The sequence below is a fragment of the Streptomyces sp. NPDC016677 genome, assembly GCF_055562815.1.
This window is the reverse complement of sequence record NZ_JBVHEO010000001.1, coordinates 24216-38861: the sequence shown is the minus strand read 5'-3', so window position 1 is coordinate 38861 and position 14646 is coordinate 24216. Positions and strand designations below refer to the sequence as shown.

7 protein-coding genes and 1 pseudogene are annotated in these 14646 nt (G+C 72.6%); 5 read left to right on the top strand and 3 right to left on the bottom strand.

What is annotated here, in order from left to right; translation table 11 throughout:
• Window positions 1-3 precede the first annotated feature (3 nt).
• Complete coding sequence (galE, locus tag ACZ3IG_RS00140; RefSeq protein ID WP_467427575.1) at window positions 4-1020, top strand: UDP-glucose 4-epimerase GalE; 1017 nt, start codon at window positions 4-6, stop codon at window positions 1018-1020.
• 163 nt (window positions 1021-1183) lie between these two features.
• Here the strand turns inward: galE and ACZ3IG_RS00135 are convergent, their stop codons facing one another.
• Window positions 1184-1810 carry a TetR/AcrR family transcriptional regulator gene (locus ACZ3IG_RS00135; RefSeq protein ID WP_403538388.1) on the bottom strand — a complete coding sequence of 209 codons (627 nt, stop codon included), beginning with the start codon at window positions 1808-1810 and terminating at the stop codon, window positions 1184-1186.
• Between the two features lie 140 nt (window positions 1811-1950).
• On the opposite strand from ACZ3IG_RS00135, the gene ACZ3IG_RS00130 reads away from it, so the two are divergent.
• From ACZ3IG_RS00130 to ACZ3IG_RS00115, 4 genes and pseudogenes are all read left to right on the top strand, one after another.
• Complete coding sequence (locus ACZ3IG_RS00130) at window positions 1951-2877, top strand: ABC transporter permease (protein WP_467427573.1); 927 nt, start codon at window positions 1951-1953, stop codon at window positions 2875-2877.
• Window positions 2852-3721, top strand: a pseudogene (locus ACZ3IG_RS00125) (ABC transporter ATP-binding protein); the annotation flags it as partial. The gene ACZ3IG_RS00130 and the pseudogene ACZ3IG_RS00125, both read left to right, overlap by 26 nt.
• 294 nt (window positions 3722-4015) lie before the next feature.
• Window positions 4016-6238, top strand: a complete 2223-nt coding sequence (locus tag ACZ3IG_RS00120; RefSeq protein ID WP_467427572.1) for a CDP-glycerol glycerophosphotransferase family protein — start codon at window positions 4016-4018, stop codon at window positions 6236-6238.
• The gene (locus ACZ3IG_RS00115; protein ID WP_467427571.1) at window positions 6235-7851 is read left to right on the top strand and encodes a glycosyltransferase family 2 protein; all 1617 of its coding nucleotides are present in this window, start codon (window positions 6235-6237) and stop codon (window positions 7849-7851) included. Before ACZ3IG_RS00120 ends, ACZ3IG_RS00115 begins: the two co-directional genes overlap by 4 nt.
• Before the next feature lie 77 nt (window positions 7852-7928).
• Here ACZ3IG_RS00115 and ACZ3IG_RS00110 read toward each other — a convergent pair whose 3' ends face one another.
• Together ACZ3IG_RS00110 and ACZ3IG_RS00105 are read right to left on the bottom strand one after the other, a co-directional pair.
• Window positions 7929-9464 (bottom strand): hypothetical protein, encoded by a 1536-nt coding sequence (locus ACZ3IG_RS00110; protein WP_467427569.1) that lies wholly within the window; start codon window positions 9462-9464, stop codon window positions 7929-7931.
• 53 nt (window positions 9465-9517) lie between these two features.
• Window positions 9518-14461 carry an NAD-glutamate dehydrogenase gene (locus tag ACZ3IG_RS00105; protein WP_467427567.1) on the bottom strand — a complete coding sequence of 1648 codons (4944 nt, stop codon included), beginning with the start codon at window positions 14459-14461 and terminating at the stop codon, window positions 9518-9520.
• Window positions 14462-14646: the final 185 nt, after the last annotated feature.

Genomic DNA, 14646 nt, shown 5'->3' with positions numbered 1-14646 from the left:
ACCATGACCTGGCTGATCACCGGCGGCGCCGGCTACATCGGGGCGCACGTCGTACGGGCGATGACCGAGGCGGGCGAGCGGACCGTGGTGTACGACGACCTGTCCGCCGGTGTCGCCGCCCGGCTGCCCGCCGGCGTGCCCCTCGTCGAGGGCTCGGTCCTGGACGCCGGCCGGGTCCGCCGTGCCCTGACCGACCACGGCGTCACCGGCGTGGTCCACCTGGCGGCGAAGAAGCAGGTCGGCGAGTCGGTGGAGCGTCCGCTGCACTACTACCGGGAGAACGTCGAGGGCCTGCGCGTCCTGCTGGAGGCGGTGACGGAGACGGGCGTGTCCTCGTTCGTCTTCTCGTCCTCGGCGGCGGTGTACGGGATGCCTGACGTGGATCTGGTCACCGAGCAGACCCCCTGCGCGCCCATGTCGCCGTACGGCGAGACCAAACTCGCGGGCGAGTGGCTGGTCCGGGCGACCGGGCGGGCGACGGGGCTGTCGACGGCGTCACTGCGCTACTTCAACGTCGCGGGCGCCGGCGCCCCCGAGCTGGCGGACACCGGCGTGCACAACCTCGTCCCCATGGTCTTCGAGAAGCTGACGGAGCACGCGCCCCCGCGCGTCTTCGGCGACGACTACGCCACCCCGGACGGCACCTGCGTACGGGACTACATCCACGTGGTGGACGTGGCGGAGGCCCATGTGGCGGCGGCCCGCGCGCTCCAGGCGTCCCCGGGCCGCGACCTGACCCTGAACATCGGCCGGGGCGAGGGCGTCTCCGTCCGCGAGATGATCGACCGGATCAACGCCGTCACCGGCTACGGCCTCCCCCCGACGGTCGACCCGCGCCGCCCCGGCGACCCGGCCAGCGTCGTCGCCTCGGCCGACCGCGCCGCCGCCGAACTGGGCTGGAAGGCCAAGTACGACGTCCAGGACATGATCACCTCGGCGTGGGCGGGCTGGGTGGCACTGCGCCCGGAGGCGGCTCGGGGGGACGGGCCGACGGGAGCGACCGGAACAGCCGGAGCCTGAGAGTCCCGGCCGGCGGCACGTCCGCACGACGAGCCCGCGCTCGCTCCAGCCGGGGCGTTCACCCGCCCCGGCCGCACCGCGCACCCTCGCCCCACAGCACCGGCAGGCCCGGCAGGGACCGGCAGGGACCGACAGCCGCCCCTCTCACGCCCCCCCTGCCCGCTCACAACGCCTTGAGCGCCGCCGCCGTCGCCCGGGTCAGCGCACCCAGATACCCCTTCGGCGGCTTGGGCCCCCTGATCACCACCGACCGCCAGTACAGCGGCCCGGAGATCAGGTCCAGCGCCAGGTCGTGGTCGAAGCCCGCGCGGATCTCGCCGCGCCGCCGCGCCGCGGCCAGGATCGAGCTGGCGACCCCGTCCTGCCCCTCCCGCAGCGCCTTCTGCATGGCCTCGGCGATGTCCGGGTTGCGGGCCGCCTCCGCCTGGAGGTCGGGGATGACCTGCGAGGCGACCGGATGCCGCAGCGCCCTGGACGTCACCTCGTAGAGCAGCCGCAGATCGCCCTCCAGCGTGCCCGTGTCCGGGGCGGGCAGCCCCTGCACGGCCAGTGCCGAGACGATGTCGAGCACCAGGTGCAGCTTGGAGCGCCAGCGCCGGTACACCGCCGTCTTGCCCACCCCCGCGCGGCGCGCGATCCCCTCGATGGACATCCGCGCGTACCCGACGGCCGCGAGTTCCTCGAAGACGGCCGCCCGGATGGCCTCCGTCACGTCCGCCCGCAGTACGGCGGCCCCGGCGGGGGCCCTGCGGCGCGGACGTGGCTGAGGCTCGTCGGCGTTGGTCGTCATACGCCCCAAGCATAGGGGCGTGAGGACGAAACGGTTGCGTTCCGACGTCAATTCGGCCTAGTCTCCCGTTGCGACGATACGGTCCCGTCCCGACGTAGCACCGCGACTACTCACCCCTCCCCCGAGTGAAAGCAGCGGATGTGAGCCAGGTCCTCCACACACCGCCCCCGCCGACCGCCCCGTCACCGGCCGGCACCGAAGACCTCGCGGCCCTCGCCGCCCGGCACGGCCTGTCGGTCAGCGGCGCCCGCCCCTCCCTGCCCGACTACGTGCGCCGGCTGTGGGCCCGCCGGCACTTCATCGGCGCCTTCTCCACCGCCAAGCTCACCGCCCAGTACAGCCAGGCCAAGCTGGGCCAGGTCTGGCAGGTCATGACGCCGCTGCTGAACGCGGCGGTGTACTTCCTGATCTTCGGCGTGCTGCTGCAGACCAAGAAGGGCGTGCCGGACTACGTCCCGTTCCTGGTCACGGGCGTGTTCATCTGGACCTTCACGCAGAGTTCGATCATGTCGGGCACCAAGGCGATCTCCGGCAACCTCGGCCTGGTGCGGGCCCTGCACTTCCCGCGCGCCGCGCTGCCGGTCTCGTTCTGCCTCCAGCAGCTCAAGCAGCTGCTGTACTCGATGGCCGCCCTGGTCGTCATCCTGCTGGCCTTCGGTGTGCCGCCGGCCCCCTCCTGGGTGCTGGCGGTCCCGGCCCTGGTGCTCCAGTTCACCTTCAACGCCGGTGTGGCGATGATCATGGCCCGGCTGGGGTCCAAGATCCCCGACATCGCCCAGCTGATGCCGTTCGCGCTGCGCACCTGGATGTACATCTCCGGCGTGATGTGGAGCATCGACCAGCTCATCGACAAGCACGGCGACCTGCCGTCCTGGGTCGGCCCGGTCCTCCAGGCGAACCCCGCCGCCGTCTACATCGACCTGATGCGCTTCGCCCTGATCGACACCTTCCACGCGAGCCAGCTCCCCTCGCACGTGTGGGCGCTCGCCCTGGGCTGGGCCCTGCTCGCCGGGATCGGCGGCTTCATCTACTTCTGGAAGGCTGAGGAGACCTACGGCCGTGGCTGAGCACACTGACGAGCGCGTTCCCACCGTCGTCGCGGACGGCGTCGACATCGTCTACCGGGTCAACGGCACCGGCGCGGGACGGGGCACCGCCACCGCCGCCCTCAACCGGATCCTCCGCCGCAAGCAGACCGAGAAGGCGTCCGGCGTCCGCCGGGTGCACGCCGTGCGGAACGTGTCCTTCGCCGCGTACCGGGGCGAGGCCATCGGTCTGATCGGCACCAACGGCTCCGGCAAGTCGACGCTGCTCAAGGCCGTCGCCGGCCTGCTGCCGGTGGAGAACGGCAAGATCTACACCGACGGCCAGCCGTCCCTCCTCGGCGTCAACGCCGCCCTGATGAACGACCTCACCGGCGAGCGCAACGTGTACCTCGGCGGCCTCGCGATGGGCATGTCCCGCGAGCAGATCAAGGAGCGCTACCAGGAGATCGTCGACTTCTCCGGCATCAACGAGAAGGGCGACTTCATCACCCTCCCGATGCGCACGTACTCCTCCGGCATGGCCGCCCGCCTGCGCTTCTCCATCGCCGCCGCCAAGGACCACGACGTCCTCCTCATCGACGAGGCCCTCGCCACCGGCGACCGCTCCTTCCAGAAGCGCTCCGAGGCCCGCATCCGCGAGCTGCGCAAGCACGCGGGCACGGTGTTCCTGGTGAGCCACAGCAACAAGTCCATCCGCGACACCTGCGACCGCGTCCTGTGGCTGGAGCGCGGCGAACTGCGCATGGACGGCCCGACGGACGAGGTGCTCAAGGAGTACGAGGCGTTCACCGGCGGCCCCGACAAGGCACGGCCCAAGCCGAAGCCCAAGCCGAAACCGAAGCCGAAGACCGCCCCGAAGCCGGCCCCGGAGACCGAAGCGACCACCCCCAAGCCGGCCCCGGAAACCGACACGACCGCCCCGAAGCCGGAACCCGCCCCCGCCCCGAAGCCGACCCCGGAGACCGGAGCGACCACCCCCAAGCCGGCCCCGGAAACCGACACGACCGCCCCGAAGCCGGACGCCGCCCCCGACCCGAAGGCGGCCACCTCGGTTCCCTCGTGAGGCGCAGCCCGGCTCAACCCTTCCGTCCGTTTGATGCCACTATGTCCGGACGGACAGGTGTGCCGGGGAGCGTCGCGGACGAAGGAGACCACCGAGATGCCCGAACTCAGTGTCGTCGTCCACGGGCCCGACACCCGGGACCACCTGACCGGGCTCCTCGCCTCCCTGGCCGCCCACCCGCACCCGGACACCGAGGTCGTCGTCGCCGCCGTCGGCGACTGGGCGCGGGAGGCGGCCGAGCGGCACACCCCCGCCTTCCAGGTGGTGCCGCTGCCGGACGGGACGGACGGTGCCGCTTCCCGGGCGGCGGGGGCGGCCCGGGCGACGGGCCGCTGGCTGCACTTCGTCCACGCCGGGGACGGGCTCCCCGCCGGCGCCCCGCGCGCCGTCGCCGAGCGCGCCGCCGCCCTGCCCGCCCCGGTCGACATCCTCCTCCTCGACCACGTCCGCTCCACCTGGCGGACCTCCGGCCTCCCCTCCCCCGACGGCCCCCTGCTGGCCCGAACGGGCCGCGCGGACCACACTGACCGCGCGGCCCGCGCACCACTCGCCCTCGACGACCACGCGCCCCTGCTCAGGGCGGCTCCGCTGCTCGGCACCCGGGTGGTCCGGGCCGCGTTCTGGCGGGCGCACGCACCGTTCCTGACGTCGGGCCGCGACGAGCCGTTCGCCGCCCGCGCCGCGCTGCTCCTCGCCGACCGGGTCGCCACCCTGCCGCACCCCGCGTACGAGCACCGCCCGCCGCGCCCCGAGAGCCTCCCGCCGGTCACCGCCGAGCAGCACTACGCCCTGGTCGACCGCTACGAGGCGCTGCTCGATCTCGCCCGCGGCCGTCCGGCCCCGTACGCCGTCCTCTACGACCTCATGGTCCGCGACTGCCTGCGCACCTTCGTCCGCGCCGGCCTGCCCGAGCCCGTCGCCCGCGAGTTCTTCCGCCGCGCCTCGCTGGCCGCCCTGCGCCGCCGCCCCGAGGGGTACCGGCGCCCGCCCGGCCCGGAGGGCCTGCGCCGCTCGCTCCTCGAAGAGGGCGCCTACACCAAGTACCGCGCCTTCCAGACCGCCAACAAGGCCCGCCGCGCCGTCCGCGGGACCGTCCGCACCCGCCGCCGCCAGGCCGCCGCCCTGCTCCGCGACCACCACTACCGGCGCGCGCTCACCGCCCCGGCCGACCCCCGCCTCGCGGTCTTCTCGGCGTACTGGAACCGCGGCGTGGCCTGCAACCCGGCCGCGATCGCCGCCAAGCTCGGCGAACTCGCCCCGTGGATCCGCCCGGTGTGGGTCGTGAACGCCGCCGACGCCGCCCTGCTCCCGCCCGGCACCGACCACGTCGTCCCCGGCACCCGCCGCTGCGCGCAGGCGCTGGCGAGCGCCACGTACCTGGTCAACAACGTCAACTTCCCCAATTCCGTGGTCAAACGCCCGGACGCGGTCCACCTCCAGACCCACCACGGCACGCCCCTCAAGCGCATGGGCCTGGACCAGCTCCCCTACCCGGCCGCCGCCCGGGGCCTCGACTTCCAGGCCCTGCTGGAGCGCGTCGACAAATGGGACTTCAGCGTCAGCGCCAACAGCCACTCCACCCGTATGTGGCAGCGGGCGTACCCGTCGCGCTGGGTCTCCCTGGACCACGGCTATCCGCGCAACGACGTCTACTACACCGCCCGCGCCGCCGGCATCCGCGCGATCCGCGCCCGCCTGGGCATCGCCCCCGGCCGCCGCGCCGTCCTGTACGCCCCCACCCACCGCGACTACGAGGCCGGCTGGACGCCCCGCCTGGACCTCGCCGCCCTCGCCCGCGACCTCGGCGAGGAAACGGTTCTCCTGGTCCGCGCCCACTACTTCTACGGCTCCGCCCCCTCCCCCCTCACCGGCCCGCGCCGCACCGGACGCGTCATCGACGTCTCCCCCTACGAGCCCGTCGAGGACCTGTGCCTGGCCGCCGACGCGCTGGTCACCGACTACTCGTCGATCATGTTCGACTACGCCAACCTGGACCGCCCCATCGTCATCCACGCCGACGACTGGGAGGTCTACCGGGAGACCCGCGGCGTCTACTTCGACCTCCTGGCCGAACCGCCGGGGCCGGTCGCCCGCACCCAGGCCGACCTGACGGAGATCCTCACCACGGACGCCTGGCGCGACGCGAACGCGACGAAGGCGCGGGCCGCCTTCCGCCGCCGCTTCTGCGAGTACGACGACGGACGCGCCGCCGAACGCGTCGTACGCCGGGTCTTCCTCGGCCAGGACGAGGACGCGCTGCCCCCGGTGCTGCCGCTGGCGGAGCGCACCCCGGCACCGACCCCCGAGGAGGCCGCGTGACCCGCCCCGACGTCACCGTCACCGTCATCGTCCACAACGACGCCGAACGCCTGCCGAGGGCCGTCGCCTCCGTCCGCCGCCAGACCCACGCCGGCCTGGAGATCGTCATCAGCGACGACCACTCCACGGACGGCACCCCGGCCGTCGCCCGCGCCCTGGCCGCCGAGGACCCGCGCATCGTGTACGTCCGCCTGCCCGAGAACAGCGGCGGCTGCAGCGCCCCGCGCAACCGCGGCATCGAGATCTCCCGTGCCCCGTACCTGATGTTCCTGGACAGCGACGACGAACTCCCCGAACGCGCCGTCGAGACCCTGCTCGCCGCCCACCGCGCCCGCGACCTCGACTTCGCGATGGGCGCCGTACGCCGGATCCGCGTCGACAACGGCCGCCGTTCCACCTGGATGCCCCACCTGGTCGCCGAGCACCGCACCCTCGACGGCATCGAGGCCGACCCCCGCCTCTTCTTCGAGCACCTCGCCACCAGCAAGATGTACGCCCGCGCCTTCCTCGACCGGCACCACCTCCGCTTCCCCGAGGGCATCCACTACGAGGACCAGCTCTTCTCGGCCCAGGCGTACTGCCTGGCCAAGACGTTCACGATCGTCCCGGAGCCGGTCTACCTCTGGTACATCGCCCCGTACGCCGCCGCCTCCGCCGCCTCCATCTCCAACCAGCGCGACCGGCTGGCCAACGTCGCCGACCGCGTCCACGTGCAACGCCTGATCGACGCGTTCCTCGCCGAGAGCGGACACGAGTCGCTGCGGGAGGACAAGGACCACAAGTTCCTCAAGCACGACTTCCGGATGTACGCCGGTGACCTGCCCTACCGCGACGAGGCGTGGCTCGCCTCCTTCGCGGACCTCGTCGTCCCCTACCTGGACACCCTCGCGCCGGGGGCGTACGCCCGGCTGCCGCGCGCCGAACGGGTCGTCGTCCAGCTCGTCCGCGACCGCCGGTTCGCCGACGCCCGGCAGGCCGCGCGGGGCCTGGGGCACGACGTGGCACCCCGGCGGGTCACGACCGGCCCCGACGGCCGGACGTACTGGGGCGACCGGGTTCCGGAGGGTGCCGCGGCCCGCCGCGAGCTGGACCTCACCGACCTGGAACTGGACACCCGGCCGTTCTTCGACGCCCCGTTCCGGCACGAGATCACGGACGTCGGCCGGGGCCCGGGCGCTTCGGTCGACCTGACCGTCCGCACCTACGACCCGGCCCTGCGCCTCCCGGTCGGCCCCCGGCGCGCCACCCTCCTCCTCACCCCGGGCAGACGCCGGATGACGGTCCCCTTCCGCCTCTCCCCCGTCAGCCCCGGTGTCTTCGAGGGCCGCGTCCGCCTGGACCTGGCGGCGGCCCGCCTGCCCCTGTGGGGCTTCGACGGCGTACGGCACCCCGTGCTCCGCCTCCGCCACGAGGGCCGTGCCCACACGGGCCTCCTCCTGGCCCCGCCGGCCTTCCCGCCCTTCACGGCCCGCGTCCCCTACCGCTCCGGCACCACACCTCACCGGCTCACCGTCGAACCGGAAGGCCACGCCCCGGGCCGCCTCCAGCTCCGCTGGCAGCCGGTGGGCGCACTGGCATCAGCCGTACGCCCCCTGATCCACCACCTGCGCTGACCCACACCGCTCCACCGCACTCTGCCCAGCCTGCCCAGCCTGCGGCACCCCGCCACACGCCGGGCCGCGCGCCCACCTCACGGCACCACCGCGTACAGCACCTGCCCACCAGGCCCTCGCACCACCGCCCGCAACGCCCCGACCGACTGACCCTCGCCCGCCTCGCTCTCCTCGCCCGCCTCGCCCTCCTCGCCCGCCTCTCCCACCACCCACCGCACCCCGTACCGCCGCTCGACCTCCCTGCGCTCCCGGTCCGACGCCCCGTCGGAGAAATACCTGCGCACCGCCTGCCCCCGCTCCTCCTCGTCCGGCAGGAAGAAGTCCGGATATCCCGGCGCCACCGTGTACGCCCCGTACGCCGGAATCTGCCGCGCCGCCCGCACTCGCGCCATCACCACGTCCCCGTACCGCACCCACGGCGTGATCCAGTGGTACCCCTTCCAAGGCTCCCGGTACTTGGCCTCCACCGCCCCCGGCAACACCCCCCGCCCGACCACGTACCCCACCGTCCCCGCCTGCGTCCACGCCCCCACCGCCAACGCCCCGGCCAGCACGCACGCGGAGCCGGCCCGTACCCCCCGCCGCCCCGCTCCCGCCACCTCCACCGCCGCCGCGACCTGCGCCGGGATCACCACCGCCGGCAACGCCCGCCCCCACGACCAGTGCCCGCCGACTCCCCCCGCCCCGACCAGGACCACCCCCAGCACGAAGAACAGCACCAGCGCGTCCCACCGGTCCCGGCCCCACCGCACCCCCAGCGCGACGACCCCCACCAGCACCAGCCAGTACCGCCCGGCCACGTCCTCGTACAACGGCCGGTGCACCGCCTCCAGCCCGCCCCCCGCCCCGAACAGCGCGAAGAAGTCGTAGTACGGCCACCCCCACAGCACCCCCGCCCCGAGCGCCACCCCGCCCACGATCCGCACCCAGGCCACCGGCCACACCCGCCGCCCCGCGACCAGCACGGCGACGGCCCCCAGCGAGGCCACCACCCCCGTGAACTGATGGCACAGCAGGACCACCGCCCACAGCACCCCGAGCCCCAGCCACTCCCCCCACCCGCCCCCGCCCCCGCCGCCGGCCGCCGACGCCAGCCCGGCCCACAGGTGGAAGGCGAGCCCCAGGGCGAGCACACTCGGGTACGCCACCGTCAGCGCCAGCGAGTTCAGCCCGAGGAACCCGCTCCACGCGAACACCTCGGTACCCCACAGCAGCATCAGACACAGCAGCGCCAGCGCCGGCGCCGCCCGGTGCGCGCTGAGCGTCCGCACGTACCGCCACACGCCCGTCACCAGCAGCCCCAGCCCGGCCAGCGCGCCCAGCCGCAGCACCACGAAGACCGAGGCCCCGCTGACCTTGGCGACGGCCCCGAGGACGACCGTCCATGGCGAGTAGTACGGGCTCGGCGTGTCCGCGTCGACCAGCGGGTTGCCGGGGTCGGTCAGGCTGTGCCGCAGCCGTTCGACGGTGGCGGCGTGCAGCCCGAGGTCACCGGCCCACGGCAGCCGGACCACGACCAGCAGCAGCAGAAAAAGCACGAGCACGGCGACCGCCCAAGGGACGGCCACCGTGCTCGGCCTGGAACCCGACGCGGACCCGGACCACCCAGCCATCCGGCCACTTTATCCGGGTTGCCCCGAATGTCCGGTCAGCTGGGGGTCACCGGTCATGAATGCGTGCGCAGCAGCGTCCGCATCGTCCGCATCGCCACCGACAGATTGGCCAGATCGAACGCGTCCGAACTCCGGATCTCCTCCAGCGTGGCCCGCGCCCGCCCGAGGATCGCCGCGTTCTTCCGCTCCCACACCTCGAACCGCTGCTCCGGCGTCGACGTCCCGTTGCCCGCCGCCAGTACGTCGGCGGTGAGGGCCGCGTGCGCGGCGTACAGGTCCTCGCGGATCGCCGCGCGGGCCATGGACTGCCAGCGGTCGGCGCGCGGCAGGTCGCTGATGCGGTCCATCAGCTGGGTGATGGTCAGCCGGTCGGCGAGGTCGTAGTACACCTCGGCGACGTCCAGCGGCTCCTTGCCGGTGCGGTCGGCCACCGAGACGATGTCCAGCGTCGGGAAGGCCGAGGAGAACCCGGCCACCCGGGTCGCCACCTCGTCCGGGACGCCCGCGCCGGTCAGCTCGTCGTGGATGCGCTGGTACCAGTCGGCGTCCGCGCCGCGCAGCAGCTTCGGCAGCTGCGACCAGACCTGCTCGACCCGCTCGGCGAAGAAGTCGACCGTCTCGGCGAGCTGGAGCGGCTGCGGCCGGTTGTTCAGCAGCCAGCGCGTGCCGCGCTCGACCAGGCGGCGCGAGTGCAGCCGGATCCGGGTCAGGACGGCGGCCTCGACCGTGTTGTCCAGGCCCTCCACCGCGTCCCACACCGGGTACGAGCGGAAGATGGCGCGGGCCGCGGTCTGCGCCCGCACGATCTCCTCCAGCGAGGCCCCCGTCTCTTCGCGCAGCCGGTGCAGATACGTCGTACCGCCCGTGTTGACCGTGTCGTTGACCAGCACGGTCGTGGTGATCTCGCGGCGCAGCGGGTGGCTGTCGATCCGGTCGGCGAACTGTTCGCGCAGCGCGGTCGGGAAGTACGCGTGCAGCAGCGTCCGCAGGTACGGGTCGTCGGGCAGCGAGGTGTGCAGCAGCTCCTCGGCGACCGTGATCTTCGTGTACGCCAGCAGCACGGCCGTCTCCGGGCCGGTCAGCCCGCGGCCGTTGCTGAGCCGCTCGCGGATCTGGCGGTCGGTGGGCAGGAACTCCAGCGCCCGGTCCAGGTGGCCCGCGCGCACCAGGTGCTTCATGAACCGCTGCTGCGCGTGGAGCATGTCCTTGGACTGGGCCAGCGCGTTGGCGATCGCCGTGTTCTGCGCGTAGTTGTTGCGCAGCACCAGCCGGCCGACCTCGTCGGTCATCCCGGCGAGCACCTTGTTGCGCTGCTTCACCGTCATGTCGCCGTCCGCGACCAGGCCGTTGAGCAGGATCTTGATGTTCACCTCGTGGTCGGAGGTGTCGACGCCCGCGCTGTTGTCGATGGCGTCGGTGTTGACCCGGCCGCCCTTCGAGGCGAACTCGATCCGGCCGAGCTGGGTCAGGCCCAGGTTGCCGCCCTCGCCGACGACCTGGACGCGCAGGTCCTTGCCGTCGACGCGGATGGCGTCGTTGGCCTTGTCGCCGACGTCGGCGTTGGACTCGGTGGACGCCTTCACGTACGTACCGATGCCGCCGTTCCACAGCAGGTCGACGGGCGCCTGGAGGATGGCCTTCATCAGGTCGGCCGGGGTCATCTTGGAGACCTTGCCCTCGATGCCCAGGGCCTCCCGGATGTGCGCGTTGACCGGGATCGACTTGGCCGACCGCGGGAAGATCCCGCCGCCCGCCGACAGCAGCTCCTTGTCGTAGTCGGCCCAGGAGGAGCGCGGCAGCTCGAAGAGGCGGCGGCGCTCGGCGTAGGAGACGGCCGCGTCGGGCTTGGGGTCGATGAAGATGTGGCGGTGGTCGAAGGCGGCGACCAGGCGGATGTGCTCGCTGAGCAGCATGCCGTTGCCGAACACGTCGCCGGACATGTCACCGATGCCGACGACCGTGAAGTCCTCGCTCTGGGTGTCCGTGCCCAGCTCCCGGAAGTGCCGCTTGACGGACTCCCAGGCACCGCGCGCGGTGATGCCCATGCCCTTGTGGTCGTAACCGGCCGAACCGCCGGAGGCGAAGGCGTCCCCGAGCCAGAAGTCGTAGCTCTCGGCGACCTCGTTGGCGATGTCGGAGAAGGTGGCGGTGCCCTTGTCGGCGGCGACGACCAGGTAGGTGTCGTCCCCGTCGTGCCGGACCACGTCGGCGGGCGGGACGACCTCGCCGGCCACCATGTTGTCGGTGATGTCGAGCAGGGCGGAGATGAAGCACTTGTAGCTGGCGATGCCTTCCGCCATCCACGCGTCCCGGTCCACGCTCGGGTCGGGCAGCTGCTTGGCGACGAAGCCGCCCTTGGCGCCGACCGGCACGATGACGGTGTTCTTCACCATCTGCGCCTTGACCAGGCCGAGGATCTCGGTACGGAAGTCCTCCCTGCGGTCCGACCAGCGCAGGCCGCCGCGCGCGACCTTGCCGAACCGCAGGTGCACGCCCTCGACGCGCGGCGAGTACACCCAGATCTCGAACGCCGGCCGGGGCGCGGGGAGGTCGGGGATGGCCTGCGGGTCGAACTTCATCGAGACGTAGTCGTGCGGCCGGCCCGCCTGGGTCCGCTGGAAGAAGTTGGTGCGCAGCGTCGCCTTGATGACGGTGAGGAAGGCCCGCAGGATGCGGTCCTCGTCGAGGCTGGCGACCTGGTCGAGGGCGGCCTCCAGCTCTTCGAGGAGGGCGTCGACGATCTCGTGCCCGGCGCGCTGCCGGTCGGGCGACATCCGCGCCTCGAACAGCGAGACGAGCAGCCGGGTGGTGTGGACGTTGTTGCGGAGGGTGTCCTCCATGTAGTCCTGGCTGAACGTCGACCCGGCCTGCCGCAGGTACTTGGCGTACGCGCGCAGCACCATCGCCTGCCGCCAGGTCAGGCCCGCGCTGAGCACCAGGGCGTTGAAGCCGTCGTTCTCCGCCTTGCCGTTCCAGGCCGCGGCGAAGGCGTCCTGGAAGCGCTCACGGGCGTCGTCGCCGAGGTAGTCGGCGCCGCCGGCCACCACCTTCGGCATGCGCAGGCCGAAGTCGTAGATCCAGGCCGTGGTGGTGCGGTCGGCACAGCGCAGCTCGTACGGGCGTTCGTCGGTGACCTCGACGCCGAGCCGGCTGAGCACCGGCAGGACGGCGGAGAGGGAGACCGAGCCGCCCTTCTGGTAGATCTTGAACCGGCGTTCCTCGGGCGCGGCGCCGACCGGCTCGTACAGGCTCAGCGCGAAGGTGCGCTCCTCGTCCAGCGCTTCGAGGTGGGCGAGGTCGGCGACGGCCGAGCGGGGGCCGTGGTCGGCCTTGTAGCCCTCGGGGAAGGCGCTGCCGTAGCGGCGCAGCAGCTCGGCGGAGCGCTCCTCGCCGAACTCCGCGGTGAGCGCCTCGGCGAAGCCGTCCGCCCAGGACCGGGCGGCCTCCACGAGACGGGCCTCGATGCGGTCCTTGTCGGCGTCGGACAGCTGGGGCAGTTCGGTGCCCTGCGGGACGCGGACGACGAAGTGCAGCCGGGAGAGGATCGACTCGGTGTTCCAGGCGGTGAAGTCGACGCTGATGCCGCCGAGTTCCTCCTTGAGGATGTCGATGATCCGCAGCCGGACGCCGGTGGTGTAGCGGTCCCGGGGGAGGTAGACGAGGGCGGAGTAGTAGCGCCCGTACTCGTCCTGGCGCAGGTAGAGCCGCAGCCGGCGGCGCTCCTGGAGGTAGAGCACGGAGGTCGCGATGGTCTGCAGCTCACCGACCGGCGTCTGGAACAGCTCGTCGCGCGGGTACGTCTCCAGGATCTGGAGCAGGTCGCGGCCGTCGTGGCTGTTGGGCGAGAACCCGGCCCGCTCCAGCACCTCCCGCACCTTGCGCCGGATGACCGGCACCCGGCGGACGGACTCGGTGTAGGCGGCGGAGGAGAACAGTCCGAGGAACCGGCGCTCCCCGACGACATTGCCCTCGGCGTCGAACTTCTTGACGCCGATGTAGTCCAGGTAGGAGGGCCGGTGCACGGTCGCCCGGCTGTTGGCCTTGGTCAGCACCAGCAGCTTGTGCTCGCGGGCCTTGGCCCGGGCGTCGGCGGGCAGCCGCTCGAAGGACGGGCTGACCGGGTGGTCCTCACCCGACTCGTGGTGCGGGTCGGCGCGCAGGATGCCCAGGCCCGAGCCGGGGACGGCGGCGAGGGAGTCGTCGCCGCGCAGCTGGTACTCGCGGTAGCCGAGGAAGGTGAAGTGGTCGTCGGCCAGCCAGCGCAGCAGCTCGCGGGCCTCCTCCAGCTCCTGCGGGTCGAGGTCGTCGGGGGCGGGCTCGGCGGGCAGGCCCTCGGCGAGGCGGACGGCCGCCTCGCGCATCTTGCCCCAGTCCTCGACGGTCTCGCGCACGTCGGACAGCACCCGCAGCAGATCGGCGGTGATCTGCTTCAGGTCGGCGCGGTCGGTCTCGCGGTCGATCTCGACGTGGATCCAGGACTCGACGTGCGCGTCGTGCGGGAGGTCCTTGCCGGGCGAGGTGGTGAGCACCTCGACGAGCTTGCCGGTGACGTCGCGCCGCACCACGAACTGCGGGTGGACGACGACGTGGATGCCGCGTCCCTGCCGGGTCAGCTCGTTGGTGACGGAGTCGACCAGGAAGGGCATGTCGTCGGTGACCACCTCGACCACGGAGTGGCTGCACGTCCAGCCGTTCTCCTCGACCGTCGGGGTGTGCACCCGGACGTTGGCCGTGCCCTGCGGGCGGTTCTCGGCCAGCCGGTGGTGCGAGACGGCCGCTCCGAAGACGTCGACCGGTTCGCGGTCGCCCAGGTCCTCCGGGGCGGTGTGCCGGTAGTAGCGCTGGAGGAACGCGAACACGGATTCACGGTCCGGGGTGTCCGGGGAGCCCTCGTCCGTCGTCCCAGTCGGTAGGTACCCCCCGACCGGGCTGTTCTCAGCTACCCGTGCGGCCCTGTCGAGCAGCTCGGTCTTTGCTTCGTCCAGCTTGGTCTGCATTGTCCTCTGGCTCCTGTCGCGCGCCGTTGCGTGACGTAGAAGGAAGTACGGTCTCCTGCCTTCCGACGCAACGCCCAGACGCGGGGTGTCCGTTCTGATCCGACGCTATGCCGCAAGGTGAGAGGAGCGGGGGCATATCAGCCATGTCCGACGCGTCCGCCGGGTGTGATACCGCTCTCGTCGGT